The 25486-nt window shown below is 64.1% G+C and carries 24 protein-coding genes; 18 read left to right on the top strand and 6 right to left on the bottom strand.

Features of this window, described 5'->3' with window-relative positions; translation table 11 throughout:
• The first annotated feature begins 7 nt into the window (after positions 1 to 7).
• The 3 genes from C2L66_RS00405 to C2L66_RS00395 all read left to right on the top strand — a co-directional run bounded on the left by C2L66_RS00405 (position 8) and on the right by C2L66_RS00395 (position 3361).
• The gene (locus C2L66_RS00405) at positions 8 to 1498 is read left to right on the top strand and encodes an efflux transporter outer membrane subunit (RefSeq protein WP_060599436.1); all 1491 of its coding nucleotides are present in this window, start codon (positions 8 to 10) and stop codon (positions 1496 to 1498) included.
• A gap of 139 nt (positions 1499 to 1637) precedes the next feature.
• Entirely contained in the window at positions 1638 to 2912 is a 1275-nt protein-coding gene (locus C2L66_RS00400) for an MFS transporter (protein WP_060599437.1), read from the top strand.
• A gap of 266 nt (positions 2913 to 3178) precedes the next feature.
• The gene (locus C2L66_RS00395; protein WP_007582094.1) at positions 3179 to 3361 is read left to right on the top strand and encodes a hypothetical protein; all 183 of its coding nucleotides are present in this window, start codon (positions 3179 to 3181) and stop codon (positions 3359 to 3361) included.
• Between the two features lie 836 nt (positions 3362 to 4197).
• Here C2L66_RS00395 and mgrA read toward each other — a convergent pair.
• On the bottom strand, positions 4198 to 5241 hold the full coding sequence (gene mgrA / locus C2L66_RS00390) for an L-glyceraldehyde 3-phosphate reductase (protein ID WP_060599438.1): 1044 nt from the start codon (positions 5239 to 5241) through the stop codon (positions 4198 to 4200).
• A gap of 277 nt (positions 5242 to 5518) precedes the next feature.
• Between mgrA and C2L66_RS00385 the strand changes: the two genes are divergently transcribed.
• Positions 5519 to 5719 (top strand): DUF3185 family protein, encoded by a 201-nt coding sequence (locus tag C2L66_RS00385; protein ID WP_028363859.1) that lies wholly within the window; start codon positions 5519 to 5521, stop codon positions 5717 to 5719.
• 10 nt (positions 5720 to 5729) lie between these two features.
• Here the strand turns inward: C2L66_RS00385 and C2L66_RS00380 are convergent, their stop codons facing one another.
• Positions 5730 to 6491, bottom strand: a complete 762-nt coding sequence (locus C2L66_RS00380) for a phytanoyl-CoA dioxygenase family protein (RefSeq protein WP_054929426.1) — start codon at positions 6489 to 6491, stop codon at positions 5730 to 5732.
• A 414-nt stretch (positions 6492 to 6905) separates the two neighbouring features.
• Between C2L66_RS00380 and C2L66_RS00375 the strand changes: the two genes are divergently transcribed.
• The gene (locus tag C2L66_RS00375) at positions 6906 to 7268 is read left to right on the top strand and encodes a hypothetical protein (RefSeq protein ID WP_054929425.1); all 363 of its coding nucleotides are present in this window, start codon (positions 6906 to 6908) and stop codon (positions 7266 to 7268) included.
• 211 nt (positions 7269 to 7479) lie between these two features.
• On the opposite strand, the gene metK is transcribed toward C2L66_RS00375, so the two are convergent.
• Positions 7480 to 8667, bottom strand: a complete 1188-nt coding sequence (gene metK / locus C2L66_RS00370) for a methionine adenosyltransferase (RefSeq protein WP_007744723.1) — start codon at positions 8665 to 8667, stop codon at positions 7480 to 7482.
• A 273-nt stretch (positions 8668 to 8940) separates the two neighbouring features.
• Here metK and C2L66_RS00365 point away from each other — a divergent pair, with 273 nt between their 5' ends.
• From C2L66_RS00365 to hslU, 9 genes are all read left to right on the top strand, one after another.
• A complete protein-coding gene (locus tag C2L66_RS00365; RefSeq protein ID WP_054929424.1) occupies positions 8941 to 9825 on the top strand; it encodes a lipid A biosynthesis lauroyl acyltransferase in 885 nt (294 codons plus the stop codon).
• A 54-nt stretch (positions 9826 to 9879) separates the two neighbouring features.
• On the top strand, positions 9880 to 10740 hold the full coding sequence (dapF, locus tag C2L66_RS00360) for a diaminopimelate epimerase (protein WP_060599439.1): 861 nt from the start codon (positions 9880 to 9882) through the stop codon (positions 10738 to 10740).
• An 82-nt stretch (positions 10741 to 10822) separates the two neighbouring features.
• Positions 10823 to 11542, top strand: a complete 720-nt coding sequence (locus tag C2L66_RS00355) for a DUF484 family protein (RefSeq protein WP_060599440.1) — start codon at positions 10823 to 10825, stop codon at positions 11540 to 11542.
• 11 nt (positions 11543 to 11553) lie between these two features.
• Positions 11554 to 12477, top strand: coding sequence for a tyrosine recombinase XerC (gene xerC, locus C2L66_RS00350; RefSeq protein WP_054929421.1), 924 nt, complete (start codon positions 11554 to 11556; stop codon positions 12475 to 12477).
• Between the two features lie 75 nt (positions 12478 to 12552).
• Positions 12553 to 13755 (top strand): class I SAM-dependent rRNA methyltransferase, encoded by a 1203-nt coding sequence (locus C2L66_RS00345; protein ID WP_060599441.1) that lies wholly within the window; start codon positions 12553 to 12555, stop codon positions 13753 to 13755.
• Positions 13756 to 13933: 178 nt separating this feature from the next.
• Positions 13934 to 15013 carry a CobW family GTP-binding protein gene (locus C2L66_RS00340; RefSeq protein ID WP_176056856.1) on the top strand — a complete coding sequence of 360 codons (1080 nt, stop codon included), beginning with the start codon at positions 13934 to 13936 and terminating at the stop codon, positions 15011 to 15013.
• A 600-nt stretch (positions 15014 to 15613) separates the two neighbouring features.
• A complete protein-coding gene (dksA, locus tag C2L66_RS00335; RefSeq protein WP_012399496.1) occupies positions 15614 to 16033 on the top strand; it encodes an RNA polymerase-binding protein DksA in 420 nt (139 codons plus the stop codon).
• A gap of 518 nt (positions 16034 to 16551) precedes the next feature.
• Complete coding sequence (hslV, locus tag C2L66_RS00330) at positions 16552 to 17088, top strand: ATP-dependent protease subunit HslV (RefSeq protein WP_035987163.1); 537 nt, start codon at positions 16552 to 16554, stop codon at positions 17086 to 17088.
• Between the two features lie 9 nt (positions 17089 to 17097).
• Positions 17098 to 18438 (top strand): ATP-dependent protease ATPase subunit HslU, encoded by a 1341-nt coding sequence (gene hslU / locus C2L66_RS00325; protein ID WP_054929418.1) that lies wholly within the window; start codon positions 17098 to 17100, stop codon positions 18436 to 18438.
• Positions 18439 to 18549: 111 nt separating this feature from the next.
• Here hslU and C2L66_RS00320 read toward each other — a convergent pair whose 3' ends face one another.
• Complete coding sequence (locus C2L66_RS00320; RefSeq protein ID WP_007743952.1) at positions 18550 to 19092, bottom strand: response regulator transcription factor; 543 nt, start codon at positions 19090 to 19092, stop codon at positions 18550 to 18552.
• A complete protein-coding gene (locus C2L66_RS00315) occupies positions 19089 to 20393 on the bottom strand; it encodes an ATP-binding protein (RefSeq protein WP_054929417.1) in 1305 nt (434 codons plus the stop codon). The genes C2L66_RS00320 and C2L66_RS00315 overlap by 4 nt, the downstream gene beginning before the upstream one ends.
• A 114-nt stretch (positions 20394 to 20507) precedes the next feature.
• On the opposite strand from C2L66_RS00315, the gene C2L66_RS00310 reads away from it, so the two are divergent.
• Positions 20508 to 22130 (top strand): tetratricopeptide repeat protein, encoded by a 1623-nt coding sequence (locus C2L66_RS00310; RefSeq protein WP_060599442.1) that lies wholly within the window; start codon positions 20508 to 20510, stop codon positions 22128 to 22130.
• A 23-nt stretch (positions 22131 to 22153) separates the two neighbouring features.
• On the opposite strand, the gene C2L66_RS00305 is transcribed toward C2L66_RS00310, so the two are convergent.
• Positions 22154 to 22435 (bottom strand): cysteine-rich CWC family protein, encoded by a 282-nt coding sequence (locus C2L66_RS00305; protein WP_082433743.1) that lies wholly within the window; start codon positions 22433 to 22435, stop codon positions 22154 to 22156.
• Positions 22436 to 22741: 306 nt separating this feature from the next.
• Between C2L66_RS00305 and argB the strand changes: the two genes are divergently transcribed.
• From argB to slmA, 3 genes are all read left to right on the top strand, one after another.
• Positions 22742 to 23641, top strand: coding sequence for an acetylglutamate kinase (argB, locus tag C2L66_RS00300; RefSeq protein WP_054929415.1), 900 nt, complete (start codon positions 22742 to 22744; stop codon positions 23639 to 23641).
• Positions 23642 to 23868: 227 nt separating this feature from the next.
• A complete protein-coding gene (locus C2L66_RS00295; RefSeq protein ID WP_060599443.1) occupies positions 23869 to 24648 on the top strand; it encodes a pyrimidine 5'-nucleotidase in 780 nt (259 codons plus the stop codon).
• Between the two features lie 14 nt (positions 24649 to 24662).
• Positions 24663 to 25328 carry a nucleoid occlusion factor SlmA gene (gene slmA, locus C2L66_RS00290; protein WP_054929413.1) on the top strand — a complete coding sequence of 222 codons (666 nt, stop codon included), beginning with the start codon at positions 24663 to 24665 and terminating at the stop codon, positions 25326 to 25328.
• Positions 25329 to 25486 lie beyond the last annotated feature (158 nt).

Genomic DNA, 25486 nt, shown 5'->3' with positions numbered 1-25486 from the left:
GTATCGCATGCGTCTTCGTTCGGTGGCTTTCGCGCTGGTAAGCGTGGGGCTCCTTGCCGCGTGCACGGTCGGCCCCGATTACAGGCGGCCCGCGACCGCAACGGCCGCCACGTATAAGGAACTCGAAGGCACCGGCTGGAAAATGGCCGAACCCGCCGACGCGCGCATCCGCAGCGCCTGGTGGGAGGTCTACAGCGACCCCGCGCTGAATGCGCTCGAACAGCAGGTCGCCAGCGCGAACCAGAACGTGCAGGCCGCGCAGGCGCGTTTCCGCGCGGCGCGCGCGCAGGTCGAGCAGTTCCGCTCGCAATTCTTCCCTGTCGTCACCGCGAACGGCGGCTACTCGCGTGCGCGGTCGTCGGAGAACGTGAAGTTCAAATCGACGGCGGGCAAGACGCTCGACGACTGGATCGTCGGCGCGGACGCGACCTGGGAGCCAGACTTGTGGGGCCGCGTGTCGCGCAGTGTCGAAGGCGCGCGGGCCAACGCGCAGGCAAGCGCCGCCGACGCGCAAAGCGTGCTGCTGTCGATGCAGGCCGAACTCGCGACGGATTATTTCGAACTGCGCGGCATCGACCGCGAACGGCAACTGCTCGACGACACGATCGCCGCCTACAAGGAAGCCGTCGAGCTCACGCAGAACCGCTACAAGGGCGGCATCGCCACCGACGCCGATGTCGCGCAGGCGCAGACGCAGTTGCGCACGACGCAGGCGCAATTGATCGATCTCGGCGTGCAGCGCGCGCAACTCGAACATGCAATCGCGATCCTGACCGGCCAGACGCCTTCGACCTTCTCGCTGCCGGTTGCGCCGCTCGTCGCCGTGCCCGCCGTCGCGCCCGTCGGCGTGCCGTCGACGCTGCTCGAACGGCGCCCCGATATTGCCGCCGCCGAGCGGCAGATGGTCGATCTGAACGCGCAGATCGGCGTCGCAACGGCGGCGTATTTCCCGAATCTGATTTTGTCGGTGACGGGCGGACTGGAGGCGACCAACTTCAGCGATTGGCTGCTTGCGCCCGCCCGCTTCTGGTCGCTCGGACCGACGCTCGCCGGCACGCTGCTCGACTTCGGCGGACGCGCCGCGAAAAAAGCCGAAGCCCAGGCGAACTACGACGAAGGCATCGCGCAGTACCGTCAAACGGTGCTGACGGCGTTCGGCCAGGTCGAAGACAACATTGCTGCCTTGCGCGTGCTCGAACAGGAGGCGCAGGCGCAGGACGATGCGGTTTCGGCCGCGCAGCGCTCGCTGGCGATCGTGTCGAACCGCTACAAGAACGGCGCGATCACGTATCTCGACGTGGTAGTCGCGCAAACGACGGCGCTCGCCAACGAGCGCCAGGCGGTCTCGATCGCGCGCCGCCGGATGGCCGCGAGCGTCGCGCTGATCAAGGCGCTCGGCGGCGGCTGGGACGCGACCGCATTGCCCACCGACGAACAGCTCACGCACCCCGATGCCGCCGGTCAACCCGCGAGCGTGCCCAGCGCGACGCGCGGCTGACACGGCTCGTGTTCCATTCCGGTTGCCGGATTCGACGACGTGGTACGCGCAATCGGCGTATCGTTGACCCTTCGCGCCTGTTGCACGTGTTTAGCGCGTGAGTCTCTGCGTCGTTTCAATCGTTTCCGGGAGTTTTGTTGTGACCGCATCGTCGGACCCGAGTCGGCCCGCTGATTCATCGTCTTTCGCTTCATCTTCTGCAACCTCCTCCACCGGCGCGCCATATCTCGAGCGCGGCACGCGCGCCTACTGGCGCGCCAGTCTTGCGCTGCTGTTCGCGGGCTACGCGACGTTCTCGCTGCTCTATTGCGTGCAACCGCTATTGCCCGCGTTCTCCGCTTCATTCGACGTCAGTCCTGCGCAAAGCAGCCTGTCGTTGTCGCTGACGACGGCGGCGCTCGCGCTCGCTGTTTTCATCGCGGGCTTCGTGTCGGAAGGATGGAGCCGCCATCGGTTGATGACGGCTTCGCTCACCGCTTCGTCGCTGCTGACGCTCGCGGTCGCATTCACGCCGCAATGGCATGCGCTGTTGTTGCTGCGCGCGCTCGAAGGGCTGGCGCTCGGCGGCGTGCCCGCCGTCGCGATGGCGTATCTGGCGGAAGAAGTGCATCCCGACGGCCTCGGTCTCGCGATGGGCCTTTATGTGGGCGGCACGGCGATTGGCGGCATGGCGGGGCGTGTGATTACGGGGGTCGTCGCCGATCTGTTTTCGTGGCGCGTCGCGATCGGCACGATCGGCGTGCTCGGCATTCTGTCGATGCTCGCGTTCCGCTCGCTGCTGCCGCCCTCACGCCATTTCGTCCCGCGCCGCGGACTTGGCTTCTCGCATCACCGCACGGCGCTCGTGAAGCATCTCGGACGGCCTGGTCTGCCGCTGTTGTTTCTGATGGGTTTCGTGCTGATGGGCAGCTTCGTCACGCTCTACAACTACATCGGCTACCGGCTGCTCGCGCCGCCGTTCGCGCTGAGTCAGACGGCCATCGGCGGGATCTTCGTCGTGTATCTGACGGGCGTCGTCGCGTCGCCGTGGTCAGGGCGCATGGCCGATACGTTCGGGCGCGGGCGCGTGTTGATCGGCAGCATCGTCATCATGCTGTGCGGTCTGCTGTTGACCGTCACACAGTCGCTTGCACTGATCGCGTGCGGGATTGCGTGCGTGACGTTCGGCTTCTTCGCCGGGCACGCGGTGGCGAGCGGCTGGGTCGGGCGGATCGCGAAGGAAGCGAAAGGCCAGGCGGCCGCGCTGTATCTGCTCGCGTATTACCTCGGATCGAGCATCGTCGGCTCGTATGGCGGGCGCGTGTGGGCGGCTTATGGGTGGACGGGGGTGGCGGCGCTCGTCGGCGGATTGCTGGTGATCGGTATCCTGGCGTCGGCGCGGCTGCGCGTCCGAGAGCGCGTCGGCATGGCGTAAGCGCGCAATTTCCGCCCGCGTTTTTCACCTTTTCACCGATAAAACGCATATTCAGAAAGGTCAGCGTAAGCGGGCGTTCGTATCGCGCTGGATTTGACGCGTCGCCGTGTATATGGCGCAAAGCCTTGCGCCGCTTGGCTGCGCGGCGCGAGCGACAGAAGCTCGCGTGCGTTCCAGCCCACAAAACGCATCGTTACCGTCTCCTATACTGGTAGTCAGGCGCGCCGCATGCAGTCGCGTCGGACGAGACTACAAAGGAGACAGGCATGCACTACTTCACGATCGGTGATTTCATTCTGGTCATTCCGATGGCGCTGGCCGGAGCGCTGTTCCTTGGCGCGCTGCCCTGCAAGACTGAGTTCAGGCACAACACGTTGAGGGTGCTCGGCGCGCTGCTGGGTGTGGTGTTTGCGGTTGTGTTGGTGGAAGGGCTACCCGCCCTGGTGTAGGTTTGCTTTTGTCTTCTTGTTTTTCATTCTTGTGTTTGCGCGGGCTGATGGAGGGGCGGTTGTGGGCTGCGCGAGCTGGTTTGGTTTTGGTTTTGGTTTTGCCGTTGCCTTTGCTTTCGCTGGCATCCGCGATTCGTTAGCTCGCTTCAAGCGTCGCCCCTGTGCGGGGCGGCACCTACTTTTCTTTGCCGCCGCAAAGAAAAGTAGGCAAAAGAAAGCGGCTCACACCGCCAGCCCTTGACCTTTGTCCACGGGCCCCCAACGGCCCCACACTTCGCACCGCAACGCCCTGGTTCGTGTGCGTTGCCAACGCTTCGAACAAACGCCTCACCCGCTTCAATTACCCGTACCCGGGCCAGCGTCAGCGAATGGTATGTGCCGCCCAGGTGGCAAACTGTGTGTAGGTTGTCGCGTCGTATGGCTTGGCGCTCTTACAGGGTGGGACGCATGCGCTATCGGTCCGGAGTGGTGCGCGTATGGCGCGAAAGCCGACACACAGTTTGCCACCTGGGCGGCGGTGGGCGGTCTGGCGTGGCGTGCTGAAACGCAGGTGTGTGAAGCGGGTGAGGTGCCCGGCAAGAGCGCTGGCAACGAGCAAGAATGATGTGATTGCCGTGTGAAGCGTAAGACCCTTTGGGGGCCCTCAGGCAAGAACTAGCACTGGCGGTGTGAGCCGCTTTCTTTTGCCTACTTTTCTTTGCGGCGGCAAAGAAAAGTAGGTGCCGCCCCGCACAGGGGCGACGCGTGAAGCGAGCTAACGTAACGCGGATGCCAGCGCCGACCCCAGCCCCAGCCCCAGCCCCCCAGCGTCGCAGACAAACCAAAAAACCAAACCTTCAAACATGCTGATCCGTCGAAGGCTTCTCCCACAGGTTCACACTGCCCTCCGTCGCATAACGATCAATCTCTGCCAACTCTTCCGCCGTGAACGACAGGTTCTTGAGCGCCGCGACGTTCTCGCGAACCTGCTCAGCCTTGCTCGCGCCGATCAACGCCGACGTCACGCGCGGATCACGCAACGTCCATGCAAGCGCCATCTGCGCAAGGCTCTGCCCGCGACGCTGCGCAATGTCGTTGAGCTTGCGCACACGCTCGATGTTCTGCTCGCTCAGATGCTCCTGCTTCAACGAGCCGCCGCCCGCCTTGTTGACGCGCGCATCCTGCGGCACGCCGTTCAGATACTTGCCCGTCAGCAGGCCTTGCGCAAGCGGCGTGAACGCAATCGCGCCCGAGCCGGTCTCTTCCAGCGCGTCGAGCAGTTCCTCTTCGATCCAGCGGTTCAGCATGTTGTACGCCGGCTGATGGATCAGCAGCGGCACCTTGTATTCGGCCAGCAGCTTCGCCATTTCACGCGTCTTCTGCGCCGAGTAGGACGAAATGCCGATATACAGCGCCTTGCCCTGTTGCACGGCGCTCGCGAGCGCACCCGCCGTTTCTTCGAGCGGCGTGTCGACGTCGAAGCGATGCGAATAGAAAATGTCGACGTAGTCGAGACCCATGCGCTGCAAGCTCTGGTCCAGGCTCGCAAGGATGTACTTGCGCGAGCCGCCGCCCTGGCCGTACGGGCCGGGCCACATGTCCCAGCCAGCCTTCGACGAGATCAGCAGTTCGTCGCGATACGGCTTGAAGTCGTCCTTGAAGATGCGACCGAAGTTGGTTTCCGCGCTGCCGTACGGCGGCCCGTAGTTGTTCGCAAGGTCGAAGTGCGTGATGCCGAGATCGAACGACGTGCGCAGAATCTCACGTTGCGTCGAGATCGGCGTGGTGTCGCCGAAGTTGTGCCACAGGCCGAGCGACAGCGCGGGCAGTTTGAGACCTGACTTGCCGCTAACGCGGTACTGCATGTCCGAATAGCGTGCTGAAGCTGCTTCGTAAGCCATTGCTGGTGTCCTTGTCGAGAACAGGAGTGAAGTCTGCGATGCGGCGCGCGCATCGCGTGAATAATCTTGTCGTGATTATGATGCCTGGTAGCGAAGTGCCGCCTGACCTGATACCGGTATCACATCGGCGCGCAATCATGCGGCAGCGGCCCAACCCACTATGTTAGCCAATCGCCGCGCTTGCTGCAGGCGCCCACATTGCGGGAAGCGAACATGGACTAGGCGGCGGCCATCGCCTAGACTTTCGGCCACTGTAATCCAACGATGAGGAGTGTTCATGACCAAAGCGATCTCGCTCGCATTGATCGTCGGCGGCGTGGTGCTGCTGTATTTCGGCGGCCAGTCGTTTCATTCGTTCAGCAACGACGTGTCGCGCGTGTTCACCGGTTCGCCGACCAACAAAACCATCTTCCTGATCGCAGGCGGCATCGTCGCGACGCTCGCCGGGTTGATCGGGCTCGCGTCGTCGAAGCGCTAACAGTCAGCGTTCAGAACGCCACTTCGGGCTTGGACGCGGACCGCGAGCCCGGCAGCGGCACGTTGCTCGCGCCGTGATAGGTGAAGACGAGCGAGAACTTCACCTGATCGGACAGGTTCTTGCCCGCCGAATGCAGCGTGTTGCAGTGGAAGAACACGACGTCGCCCGCTTTCAATCCGGGCGACACCGCTTTGCGGATCAACGCATCGTTCTCGGGCAGATCGGAGCGGAAAAACTTCGCGTCGTCGAAACGGTCCGACGTGAACGCCGCCGAGTGCGAGCCGGGCACGAACCAGAGTGCGCCGTTATCGACGGTTTCGTCACCGAGGGCGAGCCACACCGACACCAGATCGTCCCGCTCGAACGACCAGTAACGCACGTCGCGATGCCAGCCCGTCAGGCTGCCGTACGCGGGATGCTTGGTCATCATGCAGTTGTGATGCGCTCGCGACAGCCGCGGCTCTTCGCCGAAATACAGTTCCATCCAGCCGCGAATCTCAGGCGCCGTCGCCCACGCGGCAAAGTACGGATGACGCGCGTATGCATCGAGCAGCCGCCGCACCGTATGACCGCCCGGCGCGTGCTTCGACTCCGGCGCGCCCGGATAGCGCAGGTCCGCTTCGAACTCGACCGGCTCGGCGGCTTCCTGCAACTGCTGGCGCGCGATCTGTTTCATCTCGGCGCAGCGCTCGGGCGTGATGAGGCCCGGGACGATGACGTAACCCTGATCCCGCAGCACCTGGATCTGCTCTTTTTTCGAATGGACTGACATGGACGTTCCGTTCAGCTAGCGTTCGTTCGACAACGGCTTCCCATTGTAAAACGGGCACGATCGTACGGGCGCCCGTCATACGTTTGTGTTGATCCCGACGTGCAATCGGGACGGGCGAAGCTGCACGCCGGATGGGCAGCCGTGCACGTTCGTCGAGCGCAAAGGGCGCGATCGTGCCGGCTTCATCCTCGTAAAAACCCTGATCCCTCCGGACTTTCGACGGTCACGAATCACGTGTAGCCTGTCGTGCATGTCGATTGCAACACACGCTACTCCGCCATCGGCACGGCCATCCGCAGCCGCTGCTGATTCATTCCGTCTTTCCTCAGGCTATTGCGTCCCACTCGCTGGCATGGATGGTGCTGCTTTTGCCGCACCCTTCGTCGCGTGTCACGTCGCCTGATTCCTAAAGCCATGCACAGCCCATTGAGCACTCGCCTTACCCACGCGTTCAACGCCGCGCGTCCCGCGCGCCGCCATGTGGCGCGCGCCCTGCGTCACCATACCGCGCGCACGCGCGCACTCGCCGAGCAACTGCGCGACGCGAAGCCCGTCGATAACGTGCGCGTCTGGTTCCGCACCTTCTTCAGCGCACTGAGCATGCAGGGCGCGTCGCGGCGTTTCTCGCTGCGCACGTTGCTGCGCAATCCGGCGCCCGTACGGATGCTCGGCGTGTCGCCGCGCGCCGCCAAGCCCACGAGCGCGCCGCATCCGACGAGCCGCCGTCCGCGCCGTCTGTCGGTGACGAGCGAAGGCTGGTTTGCGTTTGCTCGCTAAGGGCGCGCCCGTTCGGTTTCGCTTTCGCAGGCGACAGATGCGCCGCTACAGTCGTTAGTGCGACGTTGCGCGCGGTTCGCGACGAAACCGCCGCACCAGAACAAAACGCCCTGCACGCGCTTCTCAGCGCATGCAGGGCGTTTTCGCTTCCTGCGATCTGAACCGATGACACCGCGCGACAATCAGCCGCGCGGCGCATTCACAGCTTGACTCAGGCGAGCGCGGCAACCGGCTCCGTACCGGCCGCTTCTGCCAGTGCGAGTGCCTTGTCGGTCGCTTCCCACGAGAATTCCGGCTCTTCGCGGCCAAAGTGGCCGTAAGCTGCCGTCTTTTCGTAGATCGGGCGCAGCAGGTCGAGCATCTGGACGATGCCCTTCGGACGCAGGTCGAAGTGTTCCTGCACCAGACGCGTGATCGTCGCATCCGACACGCGGCCCGTGCCGAACGTGTTGACCATCACCGACGTGGGCTGCGCCACGCCGATGGCGTACGACACCTGGATCAGCGCGCGCGAGGCGAGCCCCGCCGCGACGATGTTCTTGGCGACATAGCGGCCAGCGTAAGCAGCCGAGCGGTCGACCTTCGACGGATCCTTGCCCGAGAACGCGCCGCCGCCGTGCGGAGCCGCGCCGCCGTACGTGTCGACGATGATCTTGCGGCCCGTCAGACCGCAGTCGCCCTGCGGGCCGCCGATCACGAACCGGCCGGTCGGGTTCACGAGGAACTTGATGTCGCCCTTGATGAGGTCAGCGGGCAGCGTCGGCTTGATGATCTCTTCGATCACGGCTTCGCGCAGTTGCGCCAGTTCCATTTCCGGTGCGTGCTGCGTGGACAGAACGACGGTGTCGATCGAATGCGGCTTGCCGTCGACATAGCGAACGGTAACCTGCGACTTCGCGTCCGGACGCAGCCACGGCAGACGGCCGTCGCGGCGCAGATTCGCCTGACGCTCCACGAGGCGGTGCGACAGGTAGATGGGCAGCGGCATCAGTTCGGGCGTTTCGTCGCATGCGTAGCCGAACATCAGGCCCTGATCGCCAGCGCCCTGGTCGAGGTTGTTGTCGTGCGCGCGGTCGACACCTTGCGCGATATCCGGCGATTGCTTGTCGTACGCGACGAGCACCGCGCAGCCGCGGTAGTCGATGCCGTAATCGGTGTTGTCGTAGCCGATGCGCTTGATGGTGTCGCGCGCGACCTGGATGTAATCGACGTTGGCCGTCGTGGTGATTTCACCCGCCAGCACGACGAGACCCGTGTTGCACAGCGTTTCCGCGGCAACGCGCGAGTATTTGTCCTGGGCGAGGATCGCGTCGAGGATGGCGTCCGAAATCTGGTCAGCGACCTTGTCCGGATGGCCTTCGGAGACGGATTCAGAGGTGAAGAGGTAATCGTTAGCCACGTTACAGGCTCCCTTATTGGTTACGGTTGAGTTCCACGTAGCCTGCTTCGAGCCTGAAGCGGCGACGCTTTAGCGGATTTCCTGACCGTCGGGCACCTATCTGAAATATAAGCGCCTGCCGGCTTCGCCCCGCAAGTTGTCTATTAACTCGGCGAAGCCCTTATTATAGCGACTTCTTTCTTTTGTCACAGAGTGTCTGCGCGTGCGGTATATCGTCCTTTCTGCTGTTTTTCTTTACCCTGCGTGGTCTCGCGCACTAATCGGAGCCGCCGCATGCTGAGCCGACTGGGCGTCAATCTCGCTATCGGTCTGCTCAAGCTGTTCGCTTTGCTGCCGTATGGCTTCGTCGCGCGTCTGGGCGACGGCCTCGGCTGGCTGCTGTATCAGATTCCGAGCCGCCGCCGCCGCATCGTCCACATCAATCTGAAGCTGTGCTTCCCCGAGTGGAGCGACGAGCGCCGCGAGGAAGTCGCGCAAAAGCACTTCCGGCACGCGATCCGCAGCTATCTCGAACGCAGCGTGCAGTGGTTCGGCTCGGCGAAAAAGCTCGAGAAGCTGATCCAGCTGGACAGCGAAATCGATCTCACCGATCCCGATCTGCCGCCCACGCTGTTTCTGGGCTTTCACTTCGTCGGCATCGAGGCGGGCTCGATCTTCCTCAACTATTCGCTGAAGCGCCCGTGCGGCTCGCTGTATCAACCGATGTCGAACCCGCAGCTGGAAGCAGTGGCGAAGGCGCAGCGCGGCCGCTTCGATGCCGAAATGGCCAGCCGCGCCGACAGCGCGCGCATCGTGCTGCGCTGGCTGCGCGATCGCAAACCGGTGATGCTCGGCGCCGACATGGACTACGGCATGCGCAATTCGACCTTCGTGCCGTTCTTCGGCGTGCCGACCTGCACGCTGACGGCCGTCGGGCGGCTCGCGAAAGTCGGGCGCGCGCAGGTCGTGCCGTTCATCGGCGAAGTGCTGCCGAACTACAAAGGTTACCGGCTGAAGGTGTTCAAGCCGTGGGACAACTACCCCACGGGCGACGACGACGCCGACGCCCGCCGCATGAACGAGTTTCTCGAAGAGCAGATTCCGCGCATTCCCGAGCAGTATTACTGGGTGCACAAGCGCTTCAAGACCCGCCCGCCCGGCGATCCGAGTTTTTACTGAAGCGCGGCGGCGCACAGTGGGCGAGAGGTCCGGCCAGTCACTTACAATAGCGGCATGAAACTGAAATTCACCAAGATGCACGGCGCGGGCAACGACTTCGTCGTGCTCGACGGCTACACGCAACCGCTCAATCTGACGGAAGCGCAGGTGCGCGCGCTCGCGAACCGGCATTTCGGCGTCGGCGCGGACCAGTTGCTGGTGGTCGAGAAGCCGACTGTCGAAGGCGTCGATTTCAGATACCGCATCTTCAATTGCGACGGCGGCGAGGTCGAGCACTGCGGCAACGGCGCGCGCTGCTTCGTCAAGTTCGTGCGCGACACGCACCTCACCGACAAGCAGAGCGTGCGCGTCCAGGTCCAGAAAGGCGTGATCACGCTGACCATGCAGGCTGACGGCGAAGTCGTCGTCGACATGGGCGCCCCCGTGTTCGAGCCGGCACAGGTGCCGTTCGACGCAAGCGGCCTCGATGCGCGCCACGAAGGCAACGACGCGCTCTATCCGCTCGACGTCAACGGCGCGACGCGCTGGGTGTCGGTCGTGTCGATGGGCAATCCGCACGCCGTGCAGATCGTGGACGACGTCGAAGCGTTCCCCGTGCTCGCCGACGGCCCCGTCATCGAAAACCATCCGCGCTTCCCGCAGCGGGTCAATGCGGGCTTCATGCAGATCGTCAGCCGCAACGAGATCAAGCTGCGCGTCTACGAGCGCGGCGCGGGCGAAACGCTCGCGTGCGGCACGGGCGCCTGCGCGGCCGTCGCGGCAGGCATCCGTCGCGGCTTGCTCGACGCGCCCGTCAAGGTCCACACGCATGGCGGCATGCTGACCATCGCGTGGGACGGCGAGCCCGCGTCGCCGCTGATGATGGCAGGCCCGGCCGCCACCGTGTTCGAAGGCGAAATAGAGCTGGCCGACTGAATGCATCACCGCCGCGCGCAGGCTGGACCGCGTGGCGCGGCAGCAAGACAGTAACGAAGCGCGCAACCATTAAGCTGAAACCATGAACGATCGCGAAGTCGCCGACTACCTGCTGGCCAACCCCGAATTCTTCGCCGAGCACGCGGAACTGCTCGCGTCCGTGCGGCTCGCCAATCCGCACGGCAAGGCTGCCGTGTCGCTGCAGGAACGTCAGATGGACATGCTGCGCGAGAAGAACAAGCATCTCGAGCGGCGTCTCGCCGAATTGCTGCGCTATGGCCACGAAAACGACAGCATCGCGTCGAAATTCGGCCGCTGGACGACGCGCGTGATGGCCGAGCGCGATCCCGGCGCGCTGCCGCGCACGATCGCCATGGGCCTGCGCGACGTGTTCGACGTGCCGCAAGCGGCGCTACGCGTGTGGGAAGTATCCGAGCCGTACTCGCAGGCGGAGTTCACGCGCCACGTCGGCGAGGAAGTGCGTATCTTCGCGAACAGCCTCTCGACGCCGTACTGCGGCTCGAATACGGGCTTCGAGGCGGCGCAGTGGCTGACGCCCGCCGTGTCGACCGTGGCCGGCGAGACTGCGGCTCCCGGTGACGGCGTATCCGGCAACGGCACCGAATCGATTGCGCTGATCGCGCTGCGCGACCCGGAAGCGTCGAACGACGCCGCCGCGTTCGGGCTGCTGGTGATGGGCTCGCCCGATTCGCGCCGTTTCCACGACGGCATGGCCACCGATTTCCTCACGCAGATCGGCGCACTCGCGAGCGCCGCGCTGAGCCGCCTGCTGCCGCGCTAAGCGTCCGTCACGTGACATCCGCCGACCCGATCGCCACCTATCTGTCGAGCCTCGAGCACGAGCGGCGGTTGTCGGCGCACACCTTGCGCGCTTACACGCACGAGCTCGACGAGTTGAAAACGCTCGCGAACGGACGGCCGCTCGAAAGCCTCACCGCTACCGACATTCGCGGCGCCGTGGCACGCGCGCATGCGGGCGGGCTGTCGGCGCGCTCGATCGGGCATCGGCTGTCGGCGTGGCGCGCGTTCTACCGCTGGCTCGCCGGGCGCATCGAGTTGCCCGCGAATCCCGTCGCCACGGTGCGCGCACCCAAACGGGCAAAGACGCTGCCGAAAGCGCTCTCCGTCGACGACGCACACCGGCTGATGGAAGCCCCCGCGACGGCCACGGCCGAAGGCGCGCGCGATCACGCCATGCTCGAACTGTTCTATTCGTCGGGATTGCGTCTGTCGGAGCTGGTCAGCCTCGACGTGCATTTCTTCGACGCCGAGGGCTATCGCTCGACGGGCTGGCTGAAGCTCGACGAAGCCGAAGTCGAAGTGCTCGGCAAGGGCGAGCGGCGTCGCACGGTGCCCGTCGGCAGCAAGGCGCTGGATGCACTACGCGCCTGGCTCGCGGTACGCGGCGAACTGGTGAAGCTCGATCCGCATCCGCTGTTCGTGTCGGCGCGCGGCAACCGCATGTCGCCGAATGTCGTGCGCGATCGTGTGAAGCGCATGGCGCTCACGGCGGGCATTCCCGCCAACGTTCATCCGCACGTGCTGCGCCATTCGTTCGCGACCCACGTGCTGCAGTCGAGCGGCGACCTGCGTGCCGTACAGGAACTGCTCGGCCACGCGAGCATCGCCGCGACCCAGGTCTACACGGGCCTCGATTTTCAGCACCTCGCGCGAATTTACGATCAGGCGCATCCGCGCGCAAAAAAACGCGACTGACGCTGCTCAGGCCGCCAGTCATATCCGCTTTGCCGCTTCGCGCGGCATATTGTTCTGCTGAATCCTCACGAAGTCATGAATACCGTTACGCTGAAACCGTCGAAAGAGAAGTCGCTGCTGCGCCGCCATCCGTGGGTCTACGCGAATGCGATCGACCGCGTCGACGGCAAGCCCGCCGCCGGCGCCACCGTGCTGGTGCGCGCGCACGACGGCCGCTTTCTCGCCCGCGCCGCGTACAGCCCGCATTCGCAGATTCGCGCGCGGGTCTGGAGCTTCGACGAAAACGAACCCGTCGATCACGCGTTCTTCAAGCGCCGCGTGCAGCGCGCGCTCGCACACCGTCAGTCGATGGTGCACAACACGGGCGCGACGCGGCTGATCTTCGGCGAGGCGGACGGCCTGCCGGGGCTGATCGTCGACTATTACATCCAGGACGATGAAACGAAGCGTGGTCAGATCGTCTGTCAGTTCATGGCAGCGGGCGTCGAAGCATGGAAGGACGCGATCGTGCAGGCGCTGGTCGGCGCGACGGGCTGCCCGAACGTCTATGAGCGCTCGGACGTGTCGATCCGCGAAAAGGAAGGGCTCGAACAGACGGTCGGCGTACTCGCCGGCGACGCGCCGCCCGAGACGCTGATCGCCAGCGAAAACGGCGTGCGGTATCACGTCGACGTGCGCAACGGCCACAAAACGGGCTTCTACGTCGATCAGCGCGACAACCGCGCGCTGGTGCAGGAACTGTCGAACGGCCGCGACGTGCTGAACTGCTTCTGCTACACGGGCGGCTTCTCGCTCGCGGCGCTCAAGGGCGGCGCGAAGCGCGTGGTATCGATCGACTCATCCGGCGAAGCGCTGGCATTGGCGCAAGCAAATGTCACGGCCAACGGCTTCGACGCCGAACGCGCGACCTGGCTCGACGCCGACGCCTTCAAGACGCTGCGCCGCCTGTACGACGACGGCGAGCGCTTCGACCTGATCGTGCTCGATCCGCCGAAGTTCGCGCCGTCGCGCGAGCACGTGGACCGCGCCGCGCGCGCGTATAAGGACATCAACCTCACCGGTCTCAAGCTGTTGCGGCCGGGCGGCCTGCTGTTCACCTATTCGTGCTCGGGTGCGATCGATGCGGAGCTGTTTCAGAAGATCGTCGCCGGCGCGGCCGCCGACGCGCGCGTCGATGCGCGTATCCTCAAGCGCCTGGGTGCGGGCGTCGATCATCCGTTGCTGACCGCGTTTCCGGAAGGCGAATATCTGAAAGGCCTATTGTTGCAAATCGCCTGATCGCCCATAGTTAAGGCGTTATTTCCCTGGCGTTGACGGGGCTTTGGCCATGCAGCAGCGGCGCCCCGGCACTTATGCTTCAATATTCAGCTGAATTCATGCGGTTCGGGCCCTGCGCGCAGCGCGCGGTTCGCACCCCAGTTTGACGAACACAAGGCGACCTCACATGGCGAACAACATGATTCCCGTCACTATCCTGACCGGCTTCCTCGGCAGCGGCAAAACCACGCTGCTCAAGCGCATCCTGAACGAGAAGCACGGCATGAAGATCGCCGTGATCGAAAACGAGTTCGGCGAAGAGAACATCGACAACGACATCCTCGTGCAGGACACGGGCGAGCAGATCATCCAGATGAGTAACGGCTGCATCTGCTGCACGATTCGCGGCGACCTCGCGCGCGTGCTCGGCGACCTCGCCGCGCAGAAGCAGGAAGGCAAGGTGGACTTCGACCGCGTCGTGATCGAAACGACGGGCCTGGCCAACCCCGGCCCCGTCGCGCAGACCTTCTTCATGGATAACCAGATCGCCGACGAATTCCTGCTCGACGCGATCATCACGCTCGTCGACGCCAAGCACGCCAACGCACAGCTCGACGAACACGAAGTCGTGCAGCGCCAGGTCGGTTTCGCGGACCGTCTGTTCATCACCAAGTCCGATCTCGTCGACGAAAACGCGGTTGGCGACCTGCGCCATCGTCTGCTGCACATGAACCCGCGGGCGCAGATCCGCGTCGTGAATTTCGGTGAAGCGGACATCAAGGAAATCTTCGATCTGCGCGGCTTCAACCTGAACGCGAAGCTGGAAATCGACCCGGACTTCCTCGTCGAAGACGACCACGACCACGCGCATCACGATCACGACCACGACCACGACCACGCGAACTGCGATCACGATCATGGCCAGTGCGATCATGAAGGCCACGATCACGGCCATCATCATCACCATCACGCGCATCACGACGACAAGATCAAGTCGTTCGTTTTCCGCAACGACCGCCCGTTCGATCCGAACAAGCTCGAAGACTTCCTCGGCGGCATTCTGCAGATCTATGGCGAACGCCTGCTGCGCTACAAGGGCGTGCTGTACATGAAGGGCGTCGATCGCAAGGTCGTCTTCCAGGGCGTGCACCAGATGATGGGCAGCGACCTCGCCGCCAAGTGGCAACCCATCGAGAAAAAGACCAACAAGATGGTGTTCATCGGCATCGACCTGCCGCAAGACCTGATCACCGACGGTCTTGAAGCCTGCCTCGTCTGATTCGTTCTCTGCTATGGGATGAACGCCTTCTGGCGTTCATCCCAGTTGCCTTTTGTTCGCTTCCCAACGCGAAAAAGACCTTAGGAGCGCGAGCACGGCAATTTAAAAGCCGGCTTGCGGTCAAAGCACGTGAAAACCCTGTTACGAGAATACGTGTCCGACCATCGCTTTTTAGTGAACAGCGCGTTATATTTTCACGATAAGTGGAGTTTGCGGCAGGGATTTCCCCCGCTTGCGGTTTCGTATTGTGATTCAGTTACAATACGGCCCCACTGGAGAAAGAGAACGATTTGCCCGGTGTAAAGCGCGTAGTCGCTTCGCAGCCGTGCCGGGCCGAAAAACGGCGCCGGAAAATCTAATCCGGGGACATCGCCCACATGCCGGCCACACTCCGGCTTATAACGCGCTGCCGGGAAGCATTGCCTCAGGAGCATTGGAAGAATCGGTTTCCAGAGGAGTTCGGCCCCGCATCGGCGCTTCGGCGTCACGACAGCCCACCGTCCGTGTTCGCCGGCGCTCATTTGAGCGTCATCGAGGCGCCTTTGCGGGCAACACGAAAGTGCGGGCAATGATTTGCCTCACATTGACGAAGCAAGCCAGATGACGACGAAACGACTCTTGACCGAAGCCGAAATCCTGAAGATGAGCGACAAGGATTACATGAATGAGGATCAGCTCGCTTTCTTCAAGAACCGGCTCGAGCAGCTGCAGGCGGACATTCTCCGCAATGCCGGCCAGACCACCGAAAACCTCCGCGAAACCGTGATCGTGCCGGACCCGGCCGACCGCGCGACGATCGAGGAAGAGCATGCGCTGGAACTGCGCACGCGCGACCGCGAACGCAAGCTGCTGAAGAAGGTGCAGCAATCGATCGCGCGGATCGAATCGGGCGAGTACGGCTGGTGTGAGGAAACGGGCGAGCCGATCGGCATTCCCCGCCTGCTCGCGCGCCCCACCGCCACCCTGTCGCTCGAAGCACAGGAACGCCGCGAACTGCGCCAGAAGCTGTTCGGCGACTGATCGACGGGCGGCGCGGTTTTCGGGGTCCGCGCCCCAGACACGCTTCGTCAGAGGCGCACGGTGGATCGTGCGCCTCTTTTTTCTTTTCAGGCGGCGCTTTTGTCGGTCCGCTTGTCAGCTTGCCTACGCTAATCGGTAAATGCGCGCCGCATAATCGGGCAGGCGGACGCCCCGCCAGCACCTTTTACCGCCGCTGAAACCCTCGCGCGGCGTTTTCGCGCTCACCGCGCCCTTCCAGCTTTTCGCGAGCCAGTTCGACTGCGCCTCTTGATATGGCCGCGCTCGCCCTAAAATAAATCCGACATGCGTTGCACGCGCGCGCGGCACCCAGCATCGCGCGCCGGCCGCTCCCGCATTCCGTGGTGGCGCATCGACGCCTCCGCGTCCCCGAGGCGAATCGACCGGCGTTGGCGCTTCAGCGCTTACCCCGGTCCTTGGGCGAATCGACCCAGAGCTGGCGCTCTAGCGCTTGCTCTGGTCCCACGCAAGATATTTGCGGTTTTGGAAAAGGAACGCATATGGAGCAATTTCACGGCACGACGATCGTCTCCGTGCGCCGCGGCGACAAGGTCGCGCTCGGCGGCGACGGCCAGGTCACGTTGGGCAACATCGTCATGAAGGGCGGCGCGAAGAAGGTCCGCCGCATCTACAACGGCAAGGTGCTGGTCGGCTTCGCCGGCGGCACGGCCGACGCGTTCTCGCTGCTCGACCGCTTCGAAGCCAAGCTCGAAAAGCATCAGGGCAATCTCACGCGCGCCGCCGTCGAACTCGCGAAAGACTGGCGCACGGACCGCATGCTGCGGCGTCTGGAAGCCATGCTGATCACGGCCGACGCGACCACCACCCTCGTCATCACCGGCAACGGCGACGTGCTCGACCCCGAGGGCGGCATCTGCGCAATCGGCTCCGGCGGCGCGTACGCGCAAGCGGCTGCGAAGGCGCTCGCCGACAACACGGATCTTTCGCCGCGCGAGATCGTCGAAAAGTCGCTGGAGATCGCCGGCGACATGTGTATCTACACGAACCACAACCGCGTCATCGAGACAATCGAGTAAGGACACACGATGAGCACCATGACTCCCGCCGAGATCGTCTCGGAACTCGACAAGCACATCATCGGCCAGAATCGCGCGAAGAAGGCCGTCGCGGTTGCGTTGCGTAACCGCTGGCGCCGCCAGCAGGTCGCCGACCCGCTGCGCCAGGAAATCACGCCGAAGAACATCCTGATGATCGGGCCGACGGGCGTCGGCAAGACGGAAATCGCGCGTCGCCTCGCGAAGCTCGCCGACGCGCCGTTCATCAAGATCGAAGCGACCAAGTTCACCGAAGTCGGTTACGTGGGCCGCGACGTCGACAGCATCGTGCGCGACCTGATCGAAATCTCGGTCAAGCAGACGCGCGAAACCGAAATGCGCAAGGTCCGCACCAAGGCCGAGGATCTCGCCGAAGACCGCATTCTCGATACGCTGTTGCCGGGCGCGCGCACGGTCGGCTTCGGCTCGGGCGCAGAGTCGGGCGGCGACGAATCGAACGCGACGCGTCAGACGTTCCGCAAGCGCCTGCGCGAAGGCCTGCTCGACGACAAGGAAATCGAGCTCGACATCGAGATGCCGCAAACCACGATGGACATCATGGGCCCGCCGGGCATGGAAGACATGACCGAGCAGATCCGCTCGATGTTCGCGAACCTGGGCGGCGGCAAGAAGACGCGCCGCAAGGTAAAGGTGAAGGAAGCGCTCAAGCTCCTCACCGACGAAGAAGCCGCGAAGATGCTCAACGACGAAGAGGTCAAGACGAAGGCCGTGCAGAACGTCGAGCAGAACGGCATCGTGTTCCTCGATGAAATCGACAAGATCGCGTCGCGCAGCGAAGCCGGCGGCGGCGAGGTCTCGCGTCAGGGCGTGCAGCGCGATCTGCTGCCGCTCGTCGAAGGCACGACGATCAACACGAAGTACGGGATGGTGAAGACCGATCACATCCTGTTCATCGCGAGCGGCGCATTCCATCTTGCGAAGCCGAGCGATCTGATTCCCGAACTGCAAGGGCGCTTTCCGATTCGCGTCGAACTGGATTCGCTGTCGGTGAAGGACTTCGAAGCGATTCTCGACGCCACCGACGCCAGCCTCGTCAAGCAATACCAGGCGCTGCTCGAAACGGAAGACGTGCACCTCGAATTCGCCGACGACGGCATCCGCCGTCTTGCGGAAATCGCTTACTCGGTGAACGAGAAGACGGAAAACATCGGCGCACGCCGTCTTTATACGGTCATCGAAAAGCTGCTCGAGGAAGTCTCGTTCTCGGCGGGCAATCACGCCGGCAAGCACGTGGTGATCGACGCGGCTTATGTCGATCGCGCGCTGAACGAGGTTGCGCAGGACGAGGACCTGTCGCGCTACGTGCTGTAACGCGCGTCGTTACCCCCGCGAAAGGGCCAAACGAAAGGCCAAACAAAAGGGCGGCGCTCCTTGCTGAGCGCCGCCCTTTTTCATGTCCGGCCGCAAGAAACTACGGCAAGGTCATTGCTTGACCGGCCGCTTCGCGAGCTTGCGCTGCAACGTGCGTCGATGCATGTTCAGCGCGCGCGCCGTCGCCGAAATGTTGCCGCCGTTTTCCGCGAGCACGCGCTGGATGTGCTCCCACTCCAGCCGTGCAACCGACAATGGCGTCGGATTTTCGATCGCCTCTTCGGCCTGCAATGCGCTCGCTTCCGTTTGCAGCGCGGAGAGGATCGTTTCGACGTTCGCGGGCTTGGCCAGATAGTTGTCCGCGCCGTCCTTCACCGCCTGAACGGCTGTCGCGATGCTCGCATAACCTGTCAGCACCAGCATCCGCGCATTCGGTTGCAGGTCGCGCAGCGGCGCGACGAGATTCAGCCCGGAGTCATTGCCCAGATGCAGATCGACGGTGATCTGCCCGAACTTCTGCTGATTGGCGAGGCGAATCGCTTCGTCGGCGTTGTGCGCCTCGGACACCGTGAAGCCGCGACGCGTCAGACCGCGCGCGAGGATGCCGGAGAACACTTCGTCGTCGTCGATGACCAGAAAATTCTTATCGCTCATGCTTGCTTCTCCGTATTGGACGACGCGGCGCCCTGCCGGCCCGCGTCTGTTTGCTCGCGGGCCAAAGGCAACCGCAATACTGCGCGCGTGCCGCGCGGCTTGATTTCGCTGACGTCCGTGAGCTCGATCGATCCACCGAGCCGCGCAGCCGCCGAAAACGCCAGATACAGCCCGACCCCATGCCCGCCCTGTGTGCTGTCGACGGGCGCAGCGCCCAGCAAGCCACGCAGCGACGCCGGCACGCCCGGGCCGGCGTCGCAGACTTCGAAGTCGATCGAGTCGTTGTCGGCGAGCCTGGCGGCGAGCGTCACGTGATCGCGGCTCGCGCGCGCGGCGTTGTCGAGCAGGATGGTGAGAATCTGGCTGACGGCGACCGTATCGTCGACACTGACGTTCGCGGGCGGCTCGCCCACACGCTCGAACTTGACGTGCGGATGCCGCAGCCGCCACTGATTGGCGAACGAGTCGAGCCATTCGTCGACACGCTGGCGGCTGCCTTGCGTGGACGCGCGGCTGCGCAGGCGCGCAAGTGCCGACGTGCACAGCGTCAACTGCTGGTCGAGGATATCGAGGTCGGCGGCGTAAGCCTTCAGGCCTTCGTCGCTGCGCGCGGCATCGCGCAGCTCTTCCGTGAGCATCGCGATGGTCGACAGCGGCGTACCCATCTCATGTGCCACCGTCGCGGCCTGCACGCCCAGCGCCACCGCGCGTTCGTCGCGCAGCAGACGCTGTTGCGCCTCGCCGAGCGCCGTGTCGCGTTGACGCAGCCCGCGCGACATGCGCGCCACGAACCACGCGATCAGGCCGACGCTGACCATGAAGTTCACCCACATCCCGGCGCGGTAGTAGTCGAACAGATTCGCGGGATTGTCGAGATTGAGCGGCACCGATTCGAAACCGAGTACGGCATAGCACGCCACGGCGAATGCCGCGAGCCACGCCATCAGCTGCCAGGGCAGCACGGCCGCGGCAATCGCCAGCGACGGCAGGTACAACGAAACGAACGGATTGGTCGTGCCGCCCGACAGAAACAGCAGCGCGGACAGCGCGCCCAGGTCGACCCATAGTTGCCCGAACAGCTCGAGGTTCGACTCGGGTTTCTGGCTCGCGACGCGCAGCCACGTCAGCGCGTTGAAAATCACTTCGAGCCCGATGACGAGCAGCATCGCCGGCAACGGCAGCTTGACGCCGACAAAGGTCTGGACGAACGCAATCGTCACGAGTTGCCCGATGATGGCAAGACTGCGTAGCCAGAAGAGATGCCCGAGGTTGACCCGGCCGGTGACGGTTATGCGGTGCATCCTGCGAGTTTACCTGTTGGGAGGGGTCCGATTCATCTAGCGAATGATCGGAACTATAGTGTTGTTTATCGTTTCCGGCGCGCCCGGCATTCTTCACCCACAACGCTCAAAACAATGGTTGATCCGCATCAAGTTCTTTTGGATTCCTTCCAGACATTTCTGCGTCATGCTGTCGCAGCGCTGGAGCAAGGCGACCGCCAGGCCCATGACATCTGGCTCCAGGCCGCTTCACACCTGTTTCCGACCGATCCCGATTCGCTCGATGAAATGACGCAGCAACTGGCCGCCCGGCAACGCGGCCGCGAGGCAGAAACCATTGCCCGTGCTTGCGCCGCGCTCGCGCCGCACGATCCCGTAGCGCTCTTTCGCCTGGGTCTCACGCTGCAATTGATGAGCCGGCACGTCGACGCCGTCGCGCCCTACCGCAATGCGCTCGCCATCGCCCCCGACCTGCCTAGCCTGCGCAACAATCTGGCGGGCGCGTTGATGTCGGCGAATCCGGCTTCGGCGGAAGCGGCCGAACTGCTGGAAGCCGCGCTCCACCAGAATCCCGCCGATGCGAACGCGTGGGCCAATCTGGGCAAGTCGCACCTCGCGCGCTTCGACCTCGGCAGCGCGCTCGAAGCCGAGCGGCGCGCGATCGCGCTTCAGCCCGACAACACCGTCATGCTCGGCAATCATGGGCAGACGCTGCGCGAAGCGCAACAATGGGACAGCGCCGAGCGCTTCACGTTGGCTGCGCATCGCGCCGCGCCCGACGTGCCGTCGTACCTTTCCAACCTCAGCATGATCCACCTGCTGCGCGGCAACTACGCCGACGGCTGGCGCGAGCACGAGGCGCGCTGGGACGGATCGAAGGAACTGGCGGGCAAACGCCCCGTACTGCCGGGACCCGCCTGGCGCGGCGAATCGCTGGCAGGCAAGACGCTGCTGCTGTGGGGCGAACAGGGGATGGGCGATCTGCTGCAGTTCTGCCGCTATGTTCCGTTACTGGCCGAGCGCGTGCATCGCGAAGGCGGACGTCTTGCCTGGAACTCGTTTCCGCAGATGGGCGCGCTGCTGGAACGCTCGCTCGCGCAACACGCCGACGAATTCACGCTGGGCGGAGGCGTCGAACAGTTGCCGAAGTTCGACTATGAGGTTTCGCTGCTGTCGCTGCCTTTGCTCTTCGATACGCGCGAAGCAACGATCCCGTCGACTGTTCCGTATCTGCAAGCCGATCCGCAAGCCGTCGACGCCTGGCGTCAACGCCTCGCGGGCGACAAGCGGCTGAAGGTCGGACTCGTATGGACGGGCAGCCACGGACACCAGCGCAATCCGTTCCGCCGCGTCGGCCTGGAACGCTACGTCGACGCCTTCCGCGAACTCGACAAGGTCGCCTTCTATTCGCTGCAGCCCGGCGCCGCAGCCGAAGTGGCGGCAGCCCGCACGGCAGGACTCGATATCGCCGACCACACGGCAGAATTCAAAACCTTCGACGACACCGCCGCCTATCTCGGCGCGCTCGACCTGGTGATCACCGTATGCACGTCCGTCGCGCACCTGAGCGGCGCGATCGGGCAGCGCACGTGGGTGCTGCTCGATGTCAATCCGCATTGGGTCTGGCTGCTCGATCGCACCGACAGCCCGTGGTATCCGAGCGCGAGCTTGTACCGGCAGCCGCAGTTCGCACAGTGGGAGCCGGTGTTCGACAAGCTGACGCGCGATCTGGCGGCGCTGGCGGATTCGCGCGCGTAGTCCCGCACAGGGCGCCGGTTGCATCAGTCCGGCGCGGGCGCGGCGCCTCCTTCCGTTGCACGCGCCCGCGCGATTACATCGGCAAGGCATTCGGGGCATAGACAGCCGGTGCTGGCGTCGAGCGCCGTGGCGGGCAAGGCGGGCATCGATACGCACCAGCACGCCTCGCGGCCGCCGCGCCCGCCGCAGTCGAACACGCGGCGGCAGCGCGGGCACCGAGCGCTCGACATTGCGGAAGATTCAGTCGGTTCGGATGGGGACGGATTCATGACAACGGGATGAAACCGGTCAGTGGATTCAAACATGATGCCACTTCCGGCACATCAGCAAAACGCCTGCCCGCTCGCCGCCGATTCGCCTGGTTTTCCGGGCCGCGGGGCTTCCCCGTTGCGCGAGAGAACTTACCAGCCGGGCGACGGCCCAAACCAGGCACCGCACCGCTGCAAAATGCAGCGCGGACGAGGCGCCCGGCGCCCTCGAAATCCGCTTTTCCGCACTGCGGCACAACAGCCGCGATCGCCGCGACGGCACACGTCAGTTTCACTATTGCACCGCGCCAGTTGTGTACAATCCGGCGTTGTTTTCACCGTTTCCGTGTCCGAGCCGCCGCCATGTCCGAGTCTCCCGACCTGTCCCAGATCGCCCCCACGCTGAAGGCTGAAATTCTCGCCGAGGCGCTGCCTTATATCCGCCAGTATCACGGCAAGACCGTCGTCATCAAGTACGGCGGCAACGCGATGACGGAAGAGCGCCTGAAGCAAGGCTTCGCGCGCGACGTGATCCTGCTGAAGCTGGTCGGCATCAACCCGGTGATCGTGCACGGCGGCGGTCCGCAGATCGATCAGGCGTTGAAGAAAATCGGCAAACAGGGCACGTTCATCCAGGGCATGCGCGTCACCGACGAAGAGACGATGGAAGTCGTCGAATGGGTGCTGGGCGGCGAAGTGCAGCAGGACATCGTCACGCTGATCAACCACTTCGGCGGTCAGGCAGTCGGTCTGACGGGCAAGGACGGCGGCCTGATCCACGCGCGCAAGCTGCTGATGCCGGACCGCGACAACCCCGGCCAGTACATCGATATCGGCCAGGTCGGCGAAGTCGAGGCGATCAACCCCGCCGTCGTGAAAGCGCTGCAGGACGACGCGTTCATCCCCGTCATTTCGCCCATCGGCTTCGGTGAGGACGGCCTGTCGTACAACATCAACGCGGACCTGGTCGCGGGCAAGCTGGCCGTCGTGCTGAACGCGGAGAAGCTCGTCATGATGACGAACATCCCGGGCGTGATGGACAAGGAAGGCACGCTGCTGACCGATCTGTCCGCGCGCGAGATCGACGCGCTGTTCGCCGACGGCACGATCTCGGGCGGCATGCTGCCGAAAATCTCGTCGGCGCTCGACGCCGCGAAGAGCGGCGTGCGTTCGGTGCACATCATCGACGGCCGCATCGAGCATTCGGTGCTGCTCGAAATCCTGACGGAGCAGCCGTTCGGCACGATGATCCGCTCGCACTGAGCGCGGTCCGCCACGTCACGCGTCACGCAAACTCACGCATCGCGCGAAGCACGGCACGCTGGCCGCCGTGCTTCGCAGAAGGCATACTGGCCTTCCGTCTTTCGCGCAGTGTCCTGCGCTGTCTCGAGCTTTTCCCTCTGCGCGCATCGCGCGCCGCCCGTTTCGCACGGCAGCGGACCGCCTCGCACGCCTGACATCATTCACGCCGCAATTCACGCCGCAACATCATGCGCACTTTCCGTCCGAAGCGCCGTCGGCCGCAGATTCACGCCGGCACGCCTGTCTGGCTGTTCGATCTCGACAACACGCTGCATCACGCGTCGCACGCGATCTTCCCGGCTATCAACTCCGCAATGACGCAGTACATCATCGACGCGCTGCAAGTCGAGCGCGACGAAGCGAACCGTCTGCGCACCGGCTACACGCAGCGCTACGGCGCGGCGCTGCTCGGGCTCACGCGCCATCACGACCTCGATGCGCACGACTTCCTGAAGTACGTCCACACGTTCCCCGACCTGCGCGCGATGCTGCGCAGCGAGCGCGGCCTGAAGTGTCTCGTCGACGCGCTGCCCGGCCGCAAGATCGTGCTGACCAACGCGCCCGAAGCCTACGCGCTCGACGTGCTGAAAGAGTTGGGCATCGAACGGCTGTTCGAGCGCGTGATCGCCATCGAGCACATGCGCGACCGCCGCTACTGGCGCGCCAAACCCGATCACGCGATGCTGCGCCGTGCGATGCGCGACGCGCACGTGCGTCTCGCCGACGCGGTGCTCGTCGAAGACACGCGCAGCCATCTGAAGAACTATCGGCGGCTCGGCATCCGCACCGTGTGGATCACCGGGCACCTGCCGCAGCATGCCCGCCCGAACGGCTCGCCGGCACGTCTGCCGGGCACGGGTCGCCCGCACTATGTCGATCGATGCATTCGTTCGCTAAAATCGTTGAGACTGGGCACTCGCCCAGGAAGGCCGATCGAACCACTCACGGAGCATCCGGCCTGGCGATAACAGGGACGACAGACATGCAGCCTATCCGCAAGCATGACGAGGACGTAACCGAAGACCAAACCGCCGCACCGCGCTCGACACGCCTGAAACCGGGCGAGCGGCGCGTACATATCCTCCAGACGCTGGCCGCGATGCTGGAGGCGCCGAAGAACGAAAAAATCACCACCGCGGCGCTGGCCGCGCGCATCGGCGTATCGGAGGCGGCGCTGTATCGCCATTTCGCGAGCAAGGCGCAGATGTTCGAAGGGTTGATCGAATTCATCGAGCAGACGCTCTTCGGGCTCATCAACCAGATCATCGCGAAAGAGCCGAACGGCGTGCTGCAGGCACGCGCGATCGCGCTCATGTTGCTCAATTTTTCAGCGAAAAATCCCGGCATGACGCGCGTGCTGACCTGCGAGGCGCTCGTCGGCGAACACGAGCGGCTCACCGAACGCGTCAACCAGTTGCTCGAACGCGTCGAGGCGTCGCTCAAGCAATGTCTGCGGCTCGGATTGATGGACGCATCGAGCCACGCCGAACACAGCGCGATCCCGCTCCCCGCCGACTACGATCCCGTGGCGCGCGCCAGCCTTTTGCTCAGCTACATCATCGGGCGCTGGCATCGCTTCGTGCGCAGCGGCTTCTCGCGCGCGCCGGTTGAACAGGCCGACGCGCAACTGCGCCTGATCCTCCAGTAAGACCGGGCGGCGCAGACGCGGCGCGTTTTCCGCTATACTCTGCGCTTGACCGTTTTTGACGGTCCAGAATTGCACAACGCGCCGATTTGCTGACTCGATTGCGGGCGCGCGAACCAGCGGAAGGAGTTCATCCATCCCGGTTCACTATAAATGCGGCT

The organism is Paraburkholderia caribensis, assembly GCF_002902945.1.
GTDB classification, from domain to species: domain Bacteria; phylum Pseudomonadota; class Gammaproteobacteria; order Burkholderiales; family Burkholderiaceae; genus Paraburkholderia; species Paraburkholderia caribensis.
The sequence above is the reverse complement of the archived record's forward strand: the minus strand, read 5'-3'. Positions and strand labels throughout refer to the sequence as shown.

What these genes read in the sequence shown, in the direction of transcription:
- C2L66_RS00380 (WP_054929426.1), bottom strand. Translation starts at nt 6,491, where the DNA reads ATGTCAGTCCATTCGAAAAAAGAGCAGATCCAGGTGCTGCGGGATCAG.
- argB (WP_054929415.1), top strand. Translation starts at nt 22,742, where the DNA reads ATGTCCGAGTCTCCCGACCTGTCCCAGATCGCCCCCACGCTGAAGGCT.
- C2L66_RS00355 (WP_060599440.1), top strand. Translation starts at nt 10,823, where the DNA reads ATGAACGATCGCGAAGTCGCCGACTACCTGCTGGCCAACCCCGAATTC.
- hslV (WP_035987163.1), top strand. Translation starts at nt 16,552, where the DNA reads ATGGAGCAATTTCACGGCACGACGATCGTCTCCGTGCGCCGCGGCGAC.
- C2L66_RS00340 (WP_176056856.1), top strand. Translation starts at nt 13,934, where the DNA reads ATGATTCCCGTCACTATCCTGACCGGCTTCCTCGGCAGCGGCAAAACC.
- C2L66_RS00305 (WP_082433743.1), bottom strand. Translation starts at nt 22,435, where the DNA reads ATGTTTGAATCCACTGACCGGTTTCATCCCGTTGTCATGAATCCGTCC.
- hslU (WP_054929418.1), top strand. Translation starts at nt 17,098, where the DNA reads ATGAGCACCATGACTCCCGCCGAGATCGTCTCGGAACTCGACAAGCAC.
- C2L66_RS00365 (WP_054929424.1), top strand. Translation starts at nt 8,941, where the DNA reads ATGCTGAGCCGACTGGGCGTCAATCTCGCTATCGGTCTGCTCAAGCTG.
- C2L66_RS00315 (WP_054929417.1), bottom strand. Translation starts at nt 20,393, where the DNA reads ATGCACCGCATAACCGTCACCGGCCGGGTCAACCTCGGGCATCTCTTC.
- dksA (WP_012399496.1), top strand. Translation starts at nt 15,614, where the DNA reads ATGACGACGAAACGACTCTTGACCGAAGCCGAAATCCTGAAGATGAGC.
- C2L66_RS00395 (WP_007582094.1), top strand. Translation starts at nt 3,179, where the DNA reads ATGCACTACTTCACGATCGGTGATTTCATTCTGGTCATTCCGATGGCG.
- slmA (WP_054929413.1), top strand. Translation starts at nt 24,663, where the DNA reads ATGCAGCCTATCCGCAAGCATGACGAGGACGTAACCGAAGACCAAACC.
- C2L66_RS00375 (WP_054929425.1), top strand. Translation starts at nt 6,906, where the DNA reads ATGCACAGCCCATTGAGCACTCGCCTTACCCACGCGTTCAACGCCGCG.
- C2L66_RS00320 (WP_007743952.1), bottom strand. Translation starts at nt 19,092, where the DNA reads ATGAGCGATAAGAATTTTCTGGTCATCGACGACGACGAAGTGTTCTCC.
- C2L66_RS00345 (WP_060599441.1), top strand. Translation starts at nt 12,553, where the DNA reads ATGAATACCGTTACGCTGAAACCGTCGAAAGAGAAGTCGCTGCTGCGC.
- mgrA (WP_060599438.1), bottom strand. Translation starts at nt 5,241, where the DNA reads ATGGCTTACGAAGCAGCTTCAGCACGCTATTCGGACATGCAGTACCGC.
- C2L66_RS00310 (WP_060599442.1), top strand. Translation starts at nt 20,508, where the DNA reads ATGGTTGATCCGCATCAAGTTCTTTTGGATTCCTTCCAGACATTTCTG.
- C2L66_RS00405 (WP_060599436.1), top strand. Translation starts at nt 8, where the DNA reads ATGCGTCTTCGTTCGGTGGCTTTCGCGCTGGTAAGCGTGGGGCTCCTT.
- dapF (WP_060599439.1), top strand. Translation starts at nt 9,880, where the DNA reads ATGAAACTGAAATTCACCAAGATGCACGGCGCGGGCAACGACTTCGTC.
- C2L66_RS00385 (WP_028363859.1), top strand. Translation starts at nt 5,519, where the DNA reads ATGACCAAAGCGATCTCGCTCGCATTGATCGTCGGCGGCGTGGTGCTG.
- C2L66_RS00295 (WP_060599443.1), top strand. Translation starts at nt 23,869, where the DNA reads ATGCGCACTTTCCGTCCGAAGCGCCGTCGGCCGCAGATTCACGCCGGC.